This window comes from Sphingomonas sp. ABOLG, assembly GCF_003950435.1.
Lineage (GTDB): Bacteria > Pseudomonadota > Alphaproteobacteria > Sphingomonadales > Sphingomonadaceae > Sphingomonas > Sphingomonas panaciterrae.
The window spans coordinates 13,266-27,233 of the sequence record NZ_QQWW01000004.1 but is presented as its reverse complement, the minus strand read 5'-3'; the positions used below and the strand labels follow the sequence as shown (position 1 = coordinate 27,233).

The 13,968-nt window shown below is 66.5% G+C and carries 13 protein-coding genes and 2 tRNA genes; 9 read left to right on the top strand and 6 right to left on the bottom strand.

Going from position 1 to position 13,968, the window contains the following annotated elements; all coding sequences use genetic code 11:
- The first annotated feature begins 21 nt into the window (after positions 1–21).
- Positions 22–450: a DUF2147 domain-containing protein gene (locus CA236_RS05740; RefSeq protein ID WP_046410481.1), complete on the top strand. Its 429-nt coding sequence runs from the start codon at positions 22–24 to the stop codon at positions 448–450.
- 19 nt (positions 451–469) lie between these two features.
- Here CA236_RS05740 and CA236_RS05735 read toward each other — a convergent pair whose 3' ends face one another.
- Complete coding sequence (locus CA236_RS05735) at positions 470–1,099, bottom strand: DNA-3-methyladenine glycosylase (RefSeq protein WP_125944902.1); 630 nt, start codon at positions 1,097–1,099, stop codon at positions 470–472.
- 54 nt (positions 1,100–1,153) lie between these two features.
- Here CA236_RS05735 and CA236_RS05730 point away from each other — a divergent pair, with 54 nt between their 5' ends.
- Positions 1,154–1,471, top strand: a complete 318-nt coding sequence (locus tag CA236_RS05730) for a 2Fe-2S iron-sulfur cluster-binding protein (RefSeq protein ID WP_046410477.1) — start codon at positions 1,154–1,156, stop codon at positions 1,469–1,471.
- An 87-nt stretch (positions 1,472–1,558) separates the two neighbouring features.
- Here CA236_RS05730 and rlmB read toward each other — a convergent pair whose 3' ends face one another.
- Together rlmB and CA236_RS05720 are read right to left on the bottom strand one after the other, a co-directional pair.
- Positions 1,559–2,302 (bottom strand): 23S rRNA (guanosine(2251)-2'-O)-methyltransferase RlmB, encoded by a 744-nt coding sequence (gene rlmB, locus CA236_RS05725; RefSeq protein WP_125944901.1) that lies wholly within the window; start codon positions 2,300–2,302, stop codon positions 1,559–1,561.
- Positions 2,302–3,903 carry a M20/M25/M40 family metallo-hydrolase gene (locus tag CA236_RS05720; protein ID WP_125944900.1) on the bottom strand — a complete coding sequence of 534 codons (1,602 nt, stop codon included), beginning with the start codon at positions 3,901–3,903 and terminating at the stop codon, positions 2,302–2,304. The genes rlmB and CA236_RS05720 overlap by 1 nt, the downstream gene beginning before the upstream one ends.
- A 136-nt stretch (positions 3,904–4,039) precedes the next feature.
- Here CA236_RS05720 and CA236_RS05715 point away from each other — a divergent pair.
- A tRNA-Tyr gene (locus tag CA236_RS05715) sits at positions 4,040–4,125 on the top strand.
- A gap of 137 nt (positions 4,126–4,262) precedes the next feature.
- Entirely contained in the window at positions 4,263–4,556 is a 294-nt protein-coding gene (locus CA236_RS18705; protein WP_164518877.1) for a hypothetical protein, read from the top strand.
- 82 nt (positions 4,557–4,638) lie between these two features.
- Here the strand turns inward: CA236_RS18705 and CA236_RS05705 are convergent, their stop codons facing one another.
- Positions 4,639–5,376 carry a Crp/Fnr family transcriptional regulator gene (locus CA236_RS05705; RefSeq protein ID WP_046410413.1) on the bottom strand — a complete coding sequence of 246 codons (738 nt, stop codon included), beginning with the start codon at positions 5,374–5,376 and terminating at the stop codon, positions 4,639–4,641.
- Between the two features lie 118 nt (positions 5,377–5,494).
- Between CA236_RS05705 and CA236_RS05700 the strand changes: the two genes are divergently transcribed.
- The 3 genes from CA236_RS05700 (at position 5,495) to CA236_RS05695 (ending at position 6,353) form a co-directional block, all read left to right on the top strand.
- Positions 5,495–5,914, top strand: coding sequence for a BLUF domain-containing protein (locus CA236_RS05700; protein WP_125944898.1), 420 nt, complete (start codon positions 5,495–5,497; stop codon positions 5,912–5,914).
- An 82-nt stretch (positions 5,915–5,996) separates the two neighbouring features.
- Entirely contained in the window at positions 5,997–6,158 is a 162-nt protein-coding gene (locus tag CA236_RS18700) for a hypothetical protein (protein ID WP_156167259.1), read from the top strand.
- 121 nt (positions 6,159–6,279) lie between these two features.
- Positions 6,280–6,353: transfer RNA gene (locus tag CA236_RS05695), tRNA-Gly, on the top strand.
- 165 nt (positions 6,354–6,518) lie between these two features.
- On the opposite strand, the gene CA236_RS05690 is transcribed toward CA236_RS05695, so the two are convergent.
- Complete coding sequence (locus CA236_RS05690; protein ID WP_125944897.1) at positions 6,519–7,424, bottom strand: fructose bisphosphate aldolase; 906 nt, start codon at positions 7,422–7,424, stop codon at positions 6,519–6,521.
- A gap of 11 nt (positions 7,425–7,435) precedes the next feature.
- Positions 7,436–9,985, bottom strand: coding sequence for a PAS domain-containing protein (locus tag CA236_RS05685; protein ID WP_125944896.1), 2,550 nt, complete (start codon positions 9,983–9,985; stop codon positions 7,436–7,438).
- A 78-nt stretch (positions 9,986–10,063) separates the two neighbouring features.
- Between CA236_RS05685 and CA236_RS05680 the strand changes: the two genes are divergently transcribed.
- Together CA236_RS05680 and CA236_RS05675 are read left to right on the top strand one after the other, a co-directional pair.
- A complete protein-coding gene (locus CA236_RS05680; protein ID WP_125944895.1) occupies positions 10,064–12,109 on the top strand; it encodes an NAD(+) synthase in 2,046 nt (681 codons plus the stop codon).
- 51 nt (positions 12,110–12,160) lie between these two features.
- Positions 12,161–13,924 (top strand): sensor domain-containing diguanylate cyclase, encoded by a 1,764-nt coding sequence (locus CA236_RS05675; RefSeq protein ID WP_125944894.1) that lies wholly within the window; start codon positions 12,161–12,163, stop codon positions 13,922–13,924.
- The last annotated feature ends 44 nt before the right edge of the window (positions 13,925–13,968 follow it).

The window sequence follows — 13,968 nt, the reverse complement described above, 5'->3', positions numbered from 1 at the left end:
CCGTCCCCTGATAAGGCGATCATGAGGATCGCCCGTCTCGCCGCGCCTGGCGCGCTCTCGCTCGCTGCGCTTACCCTTGCCGGGCCGGCGCAGGCCGCACAACCGATTGCGGGCAAATGGCTGACCCAGGATGGCAGCGCGATCGTCCAGATCGGCCAGTGCGGCGGATCAACATGTGGGCGAATCGCCAAGGTGATCAAGGCGAAGGCCGGCGCGCCTGCCACCGATGTGAACAATCCCGATGCCGCGCTGCGCAGTCGCCCGATCGTCGGGATGCCGATCCTGAGCGAATTCAGCGATGCCGGCGACGAGTGGCGCGGCCGGATCTATGACCCGCGCAACGGCAAGAGCTACAAGTCGATCGTCACCCGCGCCAAGGACGGGTCGCTGAAGGTGAAGGGGTGCATTTCCTTCATCTGCCAGACGCAGACGTGGAAGCCGGCATCCTGATCCGGAACTGAGCGATCGGTCAGACCGGCGCTGCGTCGGCGCCGGCGCCATAATGGTGCCAGGCGAAGATCGCCGCCGCGCCGCGATGCGGGCGCCATGCCTCCGCCAGTTCGCGGGTCAATTTCTCGCTGGGCCGCGTCTCATGTCCCAGAATGCGACCGACCTCTATCTGTACCGCGAGATCGCCGGCGGGCCAGATGTCGGGGCGGCCCTCGGCGAACAGCAGGTAGATTTCGGCGGACCAGCGGCCGATCCCCTTCACGCGGGTAAGCTGCGCGATCGCTTCCTCGTCATCGAGCGGCAGGCGGTCGAAATCGAGCCGCCCGCTGGTCACTTCCTCCGCGAGGCTGCGCAGATAGCCCGATTTCTGCCGCGACATGCCGGCGGCGCGCAATTCCTCATCGGTGGCAGCCACGAGGCGGGAGAGATCGACGGGATCGCCGATCACCTCGGTCAGCTTGCGCCACATCGCGTCGGCGGCCTTCACGCTGACCTGCTGGCCGACGATCGTGCGCATCAGCGTGACGTGGCCGCGATCGCGGATGCGGGTGGGCGGATAGCCGACGCGGGCGAGCGCGGTGGCGAAGCGCGGCTCGATCGCGGCGAGCGCATCGACGCCGTCGCGCAGCGCGCGCTCGCTCAGCCCCATTGCGGGCGGCCCGCAAGATCGGCAAGGGAACGATAAACTTTCGGGGAGAGCAGCATGCCCAAGCTTATCGTCACTCTGCGTGACGGGGAAGAACGTGAGATCGACGGTTCCGCCGGCCTGTCGGTGATGGAAGTCATTCGTGACGGCGGCATTGACGAGATCCTGGCGCTGTGCGGCGGGTGCTGCAGCTGCGCGACCTGCCACATCCATGTCGACCCGGAATTTGCCGCGAAACTGCCGCCGATCAGCGAGGACGAGAACGACCTGCTCGATTCGTCCAGCACGCGCGACGAATATTCGCGGCTGTCGTGCCAGCTGCCGTTCGGCCCCGATCTCGACGGGCTGAAGGTGCGCATCGCCGAGGAAGACTGACCGCCTGCCCCTTAAGGGGCGCGGTGATCCGGTGAACAGCAAAAGGGGGCGGGCGCCATCGGCACCCGCCCCCTTTTGTCGTTCGGTTCAGCGCGCGGCGGCGGCGTAGAGCGCGATCGCGGCGGCGTTGGAGACGTTGAGGCTTTCGACCTTCGGGCTGATCGGCAGCTTTGCCAGCTGGTCGCAATGCGCCTCGGTATTCTGGCGCATCCCCTCCCCTTCGGCGCCGAGCACGATGGCGACCTTCGCCTCGCCCATCACCTGGGCCAGCGTCTGATCGGCGTGGCCGGTGAGGCCGATGCGCCAGAAGCCGGCCTCGGCAATCTCGTCCAGCGCGCGGGCGAGATTGACCACGCGCACCCAGGGCACCGTTTCCAGCGCGCCCGATGCCGCGCGGGCCAGCGCACCCGATTCGGGCGGTGCGTGGCGATCCTGCGTGACGATGCCCAGCGCGTCGAACGCCGCGGCGGAGCGGAGCACCGCGCCGACATTGTGCGGATCGGTGACCTGATCGAGCACCACCAGCGGGCGGCGATCATCGCGCCCCTCCATCAGCAGGTCACCGAGCCAGATTTCCTCCAGCGGATCGACCTCCGCCACCAGCCCCTGGTGCGGCGCGTCGGAGGGGACCATGCGGCCGAGATCGGCGACATCGGCATAGACGACCGGCAACACCGGCGGCAGATCGAGCGAGGCGAGCGCCTCTCGCGTGCCCCACAATTTTCGCACGGTACGATTGGGATTGGCCAGCGCAGCCGTCACGGCGTGGCGGCCCCAGAAACGGGGCCGGCCGGCCGGTGCCTGGCTGGGACGATGTCCGCGGCGTGCCATCAATTATGCTCCTCGGGGTCAGGATAAGCGAAGGGATCGGTAACCGCCGGGCGCGTCGGCATCGGCGGGCGCGGCAACGCCTTGTCGGCATTGGCGGCATTGAGCAGGAAGGCGGCAAGGATCGTCGAACCCTGGCGCAGATCCTCCTCCTTCAGGTGATCAAAGGTATCGGCGGAGGAATGGTGCGCGCGGCTGTTATAGTCGAGCGGGTCCTGGATGAACTGGAAGCCGGGGGCGCCGACCGACTGCATGAAGACATGGTCGGTGCCGCCGGTACGACCGATCGCGACGGTGGTCATGCCCAGCCCGTTGAACGGCGCCATCCAGCCACGGAAGATCTCCGCCGCGGCGGGATTGTTCTCGGCATAGATGCCGCGGAACCGGCCCGAGCCATTGTCGACGTTGAAATAGGCCGCGAGGTCGTTGAAGCCGGGGCGCGGGTTGATCGGCCAGCGCTTGCTCCATTCATAATAGCGCCGCTCCCCGACTAGCGGCGGATCATTGGGGCCGCCGCGCGTCGCGAGGTTCTTTTCCACCCAGGCGAGGCTGCCGAGCAATGCCTGTTCCTCGCCGTTCCACAGCGCAAAGCGGATCGTGCGCTTCGGCCGCACGCCAATCCGCGAAAGGATCCGCGCGGCCTCCATGACCACCGCAGTGCCAGCCGCATTGTCGCTCGCGCCATCGCCCGCGACCCAGCTGTCGAAATGCGCGCCGGCCATCACATAGCCGGCCTTGGGATCAGTGCCGGGGATTTCGGCGAAGATGTTGTACGCCTGCGGATCGCTGTCGTCATAGCGCACGTCGCTGATGATCTCGAGCGTCGGTGCCGCGCCGGTCTTTGCGAGGCGTGCGAGGCGGCGGTAATCCTCCGCCGCAATCTCGACGCCGGGCAGCGAGGGAGACTTGCCCGCCTCGAACATATAGCCTTCGCCGTGGACGAGCTTTCCGTCCCGATAGGAGATGGTGGCATAGGCGAGCGCGCCCTCCCCCTTCAGGAAGGCGTCGCGCTGCTTCTCGAAATCAGCCTCGCGCAATACCTTTGCGTCGGCGGCAGGATCGTAGCGGGGAAATCTAAATTCGGCGACCTTGCCCAATTCCTCGTCGGTGTAGCGGTGGAACGGGGCGCGCGTGCTTTCCGAGCCGGTGCCGGGCGACGACACGAGCACGATCTTGCCCGCCAGCTGGCCGCGATAGGCGGCGAAATCACGCGCGCTTTTCATCGGCGCGACGATGATCGGTGCGCTGAGCGTGCCCTGCGTCGGCGGGGTCCAGGCGATCGGGATGGCGGTAAGCTGGATCGGGCGCGGCGTGACCATGCGCACGCTGGACCCGTTGATCCACCAGCCACGGCCGAAATCGAACCCTTCCTTGCGGACGTTCTTCAGCCCCCATTCGGCGAACTTCGCTTGGGTCCATGCCTCCGCCTGGCGCATCTGCGGCGAATTGGTGAGACGCGGACCAATGACGTCGGTCAGGTGCTGCGCCGTCGTCATGACCTGCGAATGGGCCAGCCCCTCATCCATGATTCGCGCAGTGTCGTTGCGGTCCTGCGCGTGGACGGGTGCTGCAACCGCGATCGCGGCCAGAAGCAGATGGCGCATAGGTGGTAAATCTCCTGCCCGGATGGCGTGCCGTAGCTATGCGTCGAAAAGAAAGCGCGCAACCATGATGACAGTGCGTTGACAGGACGGCCGGGCTTCGGCATTGGGCGCCCTCGCTTCGACGAAGCAGCCCTGTGGAAGGGTGGCCGAGTGGTTAAAGGCAGCAGACTGTAAATCTGCCCACGCAAGTGTACACTGGTTCGAATCCAGTCCCTTCCACCATTTCTCCCCGGCGGTTTCGCCGCGGGGAAGATGGCTGGACCCGGCGGCCTTTACCGGGTTCCAACATTCCATTCCGACCTGAACGACGGGTGCGGTCCGGCGACGATCCGCTACTGATGTAAGCGCGTCGGCGGACGATGGCGTCGGCCGCGGCCTTGCCGCAACACCTTTCAACTTTTCGGATTTTTCCGCCCCTACTTTACACCGCGGTGCGGAACGAATGGTTTGCCAAGCGTTCTGTCACAATGCCTCATGATCGCATCATCGCCGTCGGCCTGCTGACCGAACGTGACCTGCGCGTATTGGGCGAGGGCTTTAATCGGGCGTTTGCGGTCGAGGACGTGAAGGACTTCGACAATCTGCTCGCGCGGCTCGACCATATCGAGGCGACGCCGCCCACGCGTTCGCGACACGACGCGCGCAAATCCTGATCGAGCGATGCTGCCTGCTGTCGGACGCACGCCGGTGGTTGGCGCATCGGCGATCTGGTGCCTTAGCCTCGCCGTGCCGCGATCAGGCAGGGTCCAGGCACAGATAGCCGTCGTCGAAATCGGCTTCCTTGCGGAGTCTCGTCCAGTCGGGCACCGACACCCAGCCGTTGCCGTAATCGATCAGCCCGCTGCTCTTCATCCCCCGAAGCGTGCGATTCACATGGACCGAGGTGAGCCCGAGCACGTCGGCGAGCTGCTCCTGCGTCAGCGGCAGGCGAAAGGTGGTGCGATTGCCCAGGTCGCTCTCCGCGCTGCGCGTGCCAAGCTCACACAACAGATGCGCGGTGCGCGTGCGCGCGTCGCGCCGGCCGAGGTTGATCACCCATTCACGGAAGATCGATGCGTCGGCGATGCTTTCGAGCAGCAGCGCCTCCGCGATCGCCGGCCGCTCCCGCGACAAAGCGATCATCGATGCGGCGGCGACCTCGGCGACCTTGACCGGGGTCAGCGCCTGAAGGCTCTCCGTGGTGCGGCGCATCGCGGTGTGCGGCAAGATGAGGAGATCGCCCGCGAGGTGGACGGCGACGATCTGCCGCGAGCCATTGGCCAGCACCCGGTGGCGGTGAACATAGCCCGACAGCAGCACCATGAACGACAGATTCTGCTCCCCCGCCCGGACCACGTAGCGTCCCGCGTCGTGGCGCTGGACGGACGTGGTCAGTGCCAGCAGAGCTTCACGATCGTCGGCGTCGAGCGGGCATCGCCGCTCCAGCTTGGCGATGAACGGAGCGAGCGGCGATGGTGGGTTGGCCTGACCCATGGAAATCGTCCTTCTGCTACGCTGCTGACGCACGGCGCCCGCCGATACGCCCGGCGCCGTGCGGGGCAATATCCAAACGTGGTGCGCAGAAGCAGCAACCTACGTTAGGGATCGCGCCATGGCGATATATTCCCTGCTTTACGTCAGCAAAAGCTGCCTCAGGCTCCCCCAGGAAGAGGGCCGTGTGGCGGACATCGTCGCGGTATCGCGTCGACGCAATGTGGCGCTGGAGGTGACCGGCGCGCTGATGTTCGTCGAGACGCATTTCGCGCAGGTGCTGGAGGGGCCCGGAGCGGCGGTGACGACGTTGATGGAGAGCATCAGGGCCGATCCACGGCACACCGACCTGACGGTGATCGATACGGAGACGCTGGTGCGGCGGCGCTTTGCCCGCTGGACGATGGCGTATGCCGGGCCGCGCATGCTGGTCGAGGCGCAGATCGTCCCCGTGCTGGCGCTCGCCGCGGGGCATGGGTCCCCCTTCGCCCCGGGGGACCTGATCGCCCTGATGCTGCAATTCGCCTCGTTCGAGGATTGATCGCGCGACCCGTTGGAAGGCGGCTAACCTGTGTAAGGCACAAAGGGCGGCTCTTCGGCGCGCGGCCCGCGTTGACCCGGGCATGTCCAAACCCTCGCCTTCTCGACGTGCCAGGCTGGCCGTCATCGTTGCCGGGCTGGTCGCGGCGATCTGGATCGTGATCTTCCTGGGCATGAACCTGAGCAGCAAGAAGACCAAGGATCGCACGCCCGATCCGGTCGCGCCGGCGACGCGCAATGGCTAATCCGGGCGACGCACGGTGGGCGTTTCAGATCGGTTGACCGGGTGAAGACCGCGCGGTAACGCAGCGGCACGGCGGACGTCCTGCACGGACGGGTCGCTGCCACGTCAGGATCACTGACCGGGCGGGTATAGCACAATGGTAGTGCAGCAGCCTTCCAAGCTGAATACACGGGTTCGATTCCCGTTACCCGCTCCACCCCTTTCCTCATTATCGCGGCAAACGGCGACAGCCAGCTATTCGTGCGCCGTCATGGGATTGTGCCGGAACGCGTAGAGACGCTGCGCAAGCAGGCGGCCGACGATGTGATCGTCGACCGCCATTCACGTGCCTTTCGGTTCGACCTTTCAGCCGAGCGGAGGATCAGGCCGCTTGTGGCGTCTTGCGCGCCGAGGCGGTCCAGATCTGGTCGATCGCCTCGCCCAGTGCCTTGTCGAATTCCGCGTCGGTCATGCCGTGGCGCAGATCCTCCAGCAGCGCGCGGCTGAAGCTGGCGATGACGCCTTCGTTCTTGGCGAGCTCGACACAGGCTTCGGGCCGCTTGAACCCGCCCGACAACGCGACGACGCGCAGGACGCGCGGGTGCTTTACCAGCGGCAGGAAGAGGTTCGGCTTGGTCGGCAGCGACAGCTTCAGCATGACCTTGGCGTCGCCCGGCATCGCGTCGAGCGCCTTTGTCAGTTCCTCGAGCAGGATCTGATCGGCCTCGGCACGTTCCGGGCTCTTGATGTTCACTTCCGGCTCGATGATCGGCATCAGGCCGTGGCTGAGCACCTGCTGCGCCACCTCGAACTGCTGCGCGACGACCGCGGCGATCCCCTCGCGATTGGCGAGGTTGATGACCGAACGCTCCTTGGTGCCGAAGATGCCGAGCTTCGCCGCACGGTCGAGCAGCGCATCGAGGCCCGGAATCGGCTTCATCAGCTGAACGCCGTTCGCCTCATCCTCCAGGCCCTTGTCGATCTTCAGGAACGGCACGACGCCGCGGTCCTGCAGCGCCTGCGGCACCGGCTTGCCACCGGCTTCGCCATCCATGGTGCGTTCGAACAGGATTGCGCCGATCACCTTGTCACCGGTGAAGGCGGGCGAGGTGATGATGCGGCTGCGCATCTGGTGGATCAGGCCGAACATTTCCTCATCGTTCGACCAGGCGCCCTCTTCGATGCCATAGCCCTTCAGCGCCTTGGGCGTGGAGCCGCCGGACTGGTCGAGAGCGGCGATGAAGCCCTCCCCGTCAGCGATCTTGGCGGTCATCTCGGCAGGCGTCATGGACAGTCCCCTCACAGGTTTTCGTTGCGCCGGCTCAATATGGACGATCCGCTGTTTTGACCAGCCGCGATCGGGGGGGCGTCGGCGAGCAGCGCGCGCAGCCGATCGGCGATGACGCCGGGTCCGAACGGTTTTTGCACGATATTCTCCTCCGGCACGTGCGCGAGTGCTGCGAGATCCGCATAGCCGGTGACGAACACGATCGGCAGGTCCGGCCGGCGTTCGAGGACGCGCGCGGCGAAATCAGCGCCGTTCATGCCCGGCATGGCGAAATCCGCAACGACCGCGTCGATCGCACCGGCATCGCCGATCATGCCGAGCGCGATTGCGCCCGATGCCGCCTCCAGCACGGAGCATCCGGCCTCGCGCAGCTCCTCCGCCGTGACGCTCCGCACCGCATCATCATCGTCGAGCACCAGCACCATGCGCCCGACGATGTCGGCCACTTCCCCCACCTTCTCGGCGGCGACCGCAACCGGTTCGACCAGCGCGGCGGCACGCGGCAGAAAGACGCTGACGGTGGTCCCCACGCCGGGCGTGCTGTCGATCCGGACGCCGCCGCCCGACTGTTTGGCAAAGCCGAACACCTGCGGCAGGCCGAGCCCCGATCCCTTGCCGACCTCCTTGGTGGTGAAGAATGGCTCGAACACCTTGGACAGCACCTCGGGCGTCATCCCGCTGCCGGTGTCCGACACCGAGACAGCGACGTAATCGCCGGCCGCCGGCTCCTCGCTCCGCGACGGTGGGCCGAGGGTGACGTTGCGGGTTGCGACGGTCAGCGTGCCGCCCACCGCCATCGCATCGCGCGCGTTGATCGCGAGATTGAGGATGATGAGTTCGATCTGCGTCGGATCGACCAGCCCCGGCCACAGGCCCGGCATCAGATCGGTCTCGATCGCGACGCCGCCGCCGAGCGTGCTTTCAAGCAGGCCCTGCATCCCGCTCACCACCTCGTTCAGTGAGACGACGCGCGATTCCAGCCGCTGACGGCGCGAGAAGGCCAGCAATTGCCCGGTCAGCTTCGCGCCCCGCTCCGCCGCAGTGCGCACGTGGGCGAGCCGCTGACGCGTCTTGTCGTCCACGCCAATCTTGTCGAAGGTTCGTTCGATCATCGCCACGTTGCCGAGCACGACGGTCAGCAGGTTGTTGAAATCATGCGCGATGCCGGAGGTGAGCTGTCCGATCGCCTCCAGTCGCTGCATCTGCGCGAGCCGCGCCTCGACCTGCTCGCGCTCCGCGATCTGCTCGGTGAGCGCGGCGGTCCGCTCCTCCACCCGATGTTCGAGCGCCTCGCCGGCGAGATGCGCCTCGGTCACGTCGATGCCGCAGCCGACATAACCCTCGAACGTGTCGCCCAGCTTGCGTGGGCGCGCCTCGATATGGAACCAGCGATCGGTGCCGTCGGCGGTGCGCAGACGCACGTCGCGGGAGAAACGCGCCGGCTGGAGCAGATGGCGGCGGCCAGTCTTGACGAAGGCGGCCATGTCATCGGGATGGACGATGCAGCCCCAGCCCTTTTCCTGCAGGTCATCGGCAGTGACGCCCAGCATGGTGCCGAACGCCTGGCTGGCAAAGACCACCTGCCCCTCCGCGTCGTTGATCCACACCAGCGCGGGCAGGCTGTCCGCCAGGGCCCGGAACCGCACCTCGCTTTCGCGCAGCGCGTCGGCGCGGCGTTCGCGCTCGGTAACGTCGATACCCTCGACGAACACCCCGGCGACCCGGCCCTTGGCGTCGGCGATCGGCTGAAACACGAAATCGAGGATGCGGTTTTCCGCCGGCCCGTCCGGCGTACGTTGCAGCCGTACGTGAAGGTTCTCGCCGCGGAACGGCTCGCCCGTCGCGACGACATTGTCGAGGATGTCGATGAACCCCTGCCGCGCCACATCGGGCAGCGCCTCATGCAGGGGGCGGCCGATCACTTCGCGCTCTCCGACCAACTGGAGGTAGGACGCATTGGCCAGTTCGGTGATGTGCCCGGGCTCCCGCAGCACCGACATGAAACTGGGCGCGTGATCGAACATCTGCGCCAGCCGTTCGCGATCGGCCATCAGGGCACGCGCCGCGCGCACCTGCTGCGTCGTTTCCGACACGATGCACAGCACGCCGCCGATCGAACCATCGGACAGGCGAACGGCGGAATAGGAGACGTTGAAATACACCTCCTCGCCGTAGCCGGCGCGCTCGATATAAAAGGGCCGGTCGCGTGCGGTGTAGGTTTCGCCCGTATCGTGCACGTGGCGCAGCAGCGGTTCCAGGTCAGCCCACAGCTCGGTCCACGCCTCACGCGCCGGACGGCCGAGTGCGCGTGGATGCTTGTCGCCGATCGTCGGGGCATAGGCATCGTTATAGATCGCGCAATAATCCGGGCCCCAGAACAGCACGATCTCGGCACCCGCGGCGAAGATCGTGCTGGCCACTGTCACCAGGGTTTCCGGCCATTGTTCCGGCGGCCCCAGCGGAGATTGGCTCCAGTCATGGGCGTTGACAAGCTGGCCCATCTGCCCGCCAGCTGCGAACAAAGCGGCAAGACGACCGTTGTTGGACGGTGGATCATCCATGATAGCTGCGTAACCCAGCGCGGCGCCGGGGCAAAGTAGATCAATCGCGGATAGCGTCAGGAAAGATACGGGTATCAGATGCAGGCACGGTTCACTTCGATACACCACCACCGGATGCTCCGCGTGGCGGCGGCCACGCCGATCGCCAGCGTCGGCGATGCGGCGGCGAATGCGGCAGCGACGATCGCGCTCGCCCGCCGCGCGCATGACCAGGCGGTCGACCTGGTCGTTTTTCCGGAACTGAGCATCACCTCCTACGCGATCGACGATCTTCACCTGCAGACGGCGCAGCAGCTGGCGACCGTGGAGGCGTTGCAAGCGGTGACGAAGGCGACCGAGGATCTGGCGCCGACCCTGCTCGTCGGCGCAGCGCTGCCGCGCAATGGCCGCCTGTACAATTGCGCCGTCGCGATCGGGCGCGGGCGAATCCTGGGCGTCGTGCCCAAGACGTTCCTGCCCAATTACCGCGAATATTACGAGAAACGCTGGTTCGCGAGCGGCGCGGGGATCACTGGCGAGACGATCATGGTCGGCGAACAGGACGTGCCGTTCGGCACCGACCTGATCTTCGCCGCGGCCGATCTGCCGCACTTCATTTTCCATGCCGAAATCTGCGAGGATTATTGGTCGCCGACGCCGCCCTCGACCGCGGGCGCGCTGGCCGGGGCGCTGATCTGCTGCAACCTGTCGGCGTCCAACGTCGTGATCGGCAAGTCGCGTGAGCGGGCGATGCTGTCCGCCTCGCAATCGGCGCGGGCGATCTGCGCCTATGTCTATTCCGCCGCGGGGCCGGGCGAAAGCACGACCGACCTCGCCTGGGACGGCCAGGGTACGATCCACGAACTGGGGGAACCGCTGGCTGAATCGACGCGCTTTGCGCTCGAGCCCGAACTCGTCATCGCAGACATCGACGCGGAGCGGCTGATTCAGGAGCGGATGCGCAACGGCACCTTTGGCGACGCCGCGACCTTCTCCGGCCATCCGGAGAAGCGCTTCCGCCGCATCCTGTTCGATCGCCGCCCAGACTTTGCCGATGTCGGGCTGCAGCGCGCGATCCGCCGCTTCCCCTTCGTGCCGGATACACCGGCACGGCTGGACGAGGATTGCTACGAGGCCTTCAACATCCAGGTCGAGGGGCTGCTGAAGCGGGTCGCCGCGACCGGGGTCGAGAAGCTGGTGATCGGCGTTTCCGGCGGCCTTGATTCGACCCATGCGCTGATCGTCGCGGCGAAGGCGATGGACCGGCTGGGGCGACCGCGCACGGACATCCTGGGGTTCACCATGCCCGGCTTCGCGACCAGCGAGGGGACCAAGGGCAATGCCTGGCGGCTGATGCGCGCGCTGGGGATCACCGCGGAGGAGATCGACATCCGGCCGGCGGCGCGCACCATGCTGGAAGGGATGGGTCATCCGTTCGGCCGCGGCGAGCCGGTCTATGACGTCACGTTCGAGAATGTGCAGGCGGGGCTTCGCACCGATTACCTGTTCCGCCTTGCGAATCAGCGCAACGGGCTGGTGGTCGGCACCGGTGACTTGAGCGAGCTGGCGCTTGGCTGGTGCACCTATGGCGTCGGCGACCATATGAGCCATTACGGCGTCAACGCCGGCGTGCCCAAGACGCTGATCCAGTTCCTGATCCGCTGGTGCATCGCGACCGATCAATATGATGCGGAAACCGATGCCGTGTTGGAGTCGATCCTGGCGCAGGAGATCTCGCCCGAGCTGGTACCCGCCGACGAAAGCGGCGCGATGCAGAGCACGGAGAACAAGATCGGCCCCTATGCGTTGAACGATTTCTTCGCGCATTACGTGCTGCGCCACGGGCTTTCGCCGTCGAAGATCGCGTTCCTGGCATGGCATGCGTGGCGCGATGTGGACGCAGGCCGCTGGCCGATCGGCTATCCCGAGGAAGCGCGCACCAGCTATGACCTCGCCACCGTCAGGCTATGGCTGGAGCGGTTCCTGGTGCGTTTCTTCACCACCAGCCAGTTCAAGCGATCGGCGCTGCCCAATTCGCCCAAGGTATCTGCCGGCGGCTCTGTGTCGCCGCGGGGCGACTGGCGCGCGCCGTCGGACGGTACCGCCAACGCCTGGCTTGCCGAACTGGCCGCCAACGGCCCGTGATCGCCCCCTTGCGGCAACGCGCCGTTTACCCACTGCTGATACCTGCTGCACATGGAGAATGATCGGACGTCGCGCTGGGCGCAGGCTTTGCGCCTGGGCTGCGGCTACTTCATTCTGGCTGCGGGGACGCTTGCGCTCACGCGATTCGATGGCGGCGTTGCATTCCTGTGGATTGCGACGGCGCTGTTGACTGCGCGTCTGACGGCGCTTCCCGCGCGAGAATGGGGCCCGCCGATCGCGGCGTGCTTCGCTGCCTCCGTCGCAACCTCGGCGATCTGGGGTTTCGGCGGCGCGACCGTCGTTCCGCTGGCGACGATCAACATGCTGGAAAGCGCGATCGGCGCAACCTTTCTGCGGCGGCTGGTTCATCGTGAGGAAGTGCTCAATTCACACCGCTGGCTGATCGTTTTCATCGCGGCGAACGGGATCGCCGCGCCCTTGCTGACCGCAGTGCTGGCGGGAGTGACGGTCTCCGCCACCCTGGGCGAACCGTTCCTTGGCAACGCCCTTCACTGGTATAACGGCCACGCGCTGGGCACGCTGGCGTTCATGCCGATCTTCATGCTGTGCATGGACGGCCAGGCCGCCCGGATGGTCCAGCGGATGAAGGGGCGCAAGCTGCTCGAAATGGGGGCGCTGCTGGCGCTGGTCGCCGTGGTGAGCGCGATCACGTTCGTGCAGAGCACGGCGCCGTTGCTGTTCCTGCCGATGCTCCCCGTCGTGCTGGCAACGTTTCGTGGCGGCGCGCTGTCCTCGGCGGCGTCGATCGTGATCCTGACGCTGATCGGCGGCTTTGCCACGCTGAACGGCCATGGTCCGGTGGCGCTGAGCGATGCACCGCTGGGCGCGCGCATGCAGTTCCTGCAGCTCTATATCGCCTGCACGATGCTGACGATCCTGCCGGCGACGGCGGAGCTTCAACAGCGCGCACAGCTGTTCCGGCGGCTGAGCGAGAGCGAGGCGCGCTATCGCATCCTCACCGAGAATTCGACCGACATCGTCGTCAACATCGATCGCCATGGCCGGCTGCAATTCGTCTCCGCCTCGATCCGGCAGGTCAACGGGCGCGATCCGGAAACACTGATCGGCAAGCCGGTCAGCGCGCTACTGAAAGCCGACGATCTTGCGCGGGCGCAAACGCTGTTCCGCCAGATCATGGACGATCCCGAGATGATCGGCGTCCAGGAGTTCCGTGGTAAGACGCGCGAGGGCGAGGACCGCTGGTATGAAACGCACAGCCGCGCCGTCATCGATCCCGCGGGGACGGTGACAGGCATCGTCTGCTCGGTGCGGGACGTGACCCACCGCAAGGCGGCGGAGGAGCGGCTCGCCCGCGCCGCGCTGACCGACCCGCTGACCGGGCTGATCAACCGGCGGGGACTGGACGAGGAACTGGAGAAGCGGCTGGCGTCAGGCGCGGGCGGCTGCGTCGCGCTGCTCGACCTCGACCATTTCAAGCAGGTCAACGATATCTACGGCCATGCCGCGGGTGACGAGGTGCTGCGCCGCTTCGCCACGCTGGCGCGGTCGAGCATTCGCGACCAGGACATTATCGCGCGGCTGGGGGGTGAGGAGTTCGCGATCATCCTGCCCGACGCGACGATCAACCAGGCGCATCTGGTGTGCGATCGTGTGCGGCGCGCGATCGGCGATGCGCGGGTGCGCGTGGATGACAATGTCATCGGCATTACCGTCAGCGGCGGCGTGGCGACGTATCGCGGGCATCAGACGGCAAGCGACGTGCTGCGCAACGCCGATCGCGCCCTCTACCGCGCGAAGAACAGCGGGCGCGATCGCCTGGCGACCGCCGCCTGATCCGCCGTCTGCCCGTGCCACCCGGGTTGGTGGCTGAGGTGCGC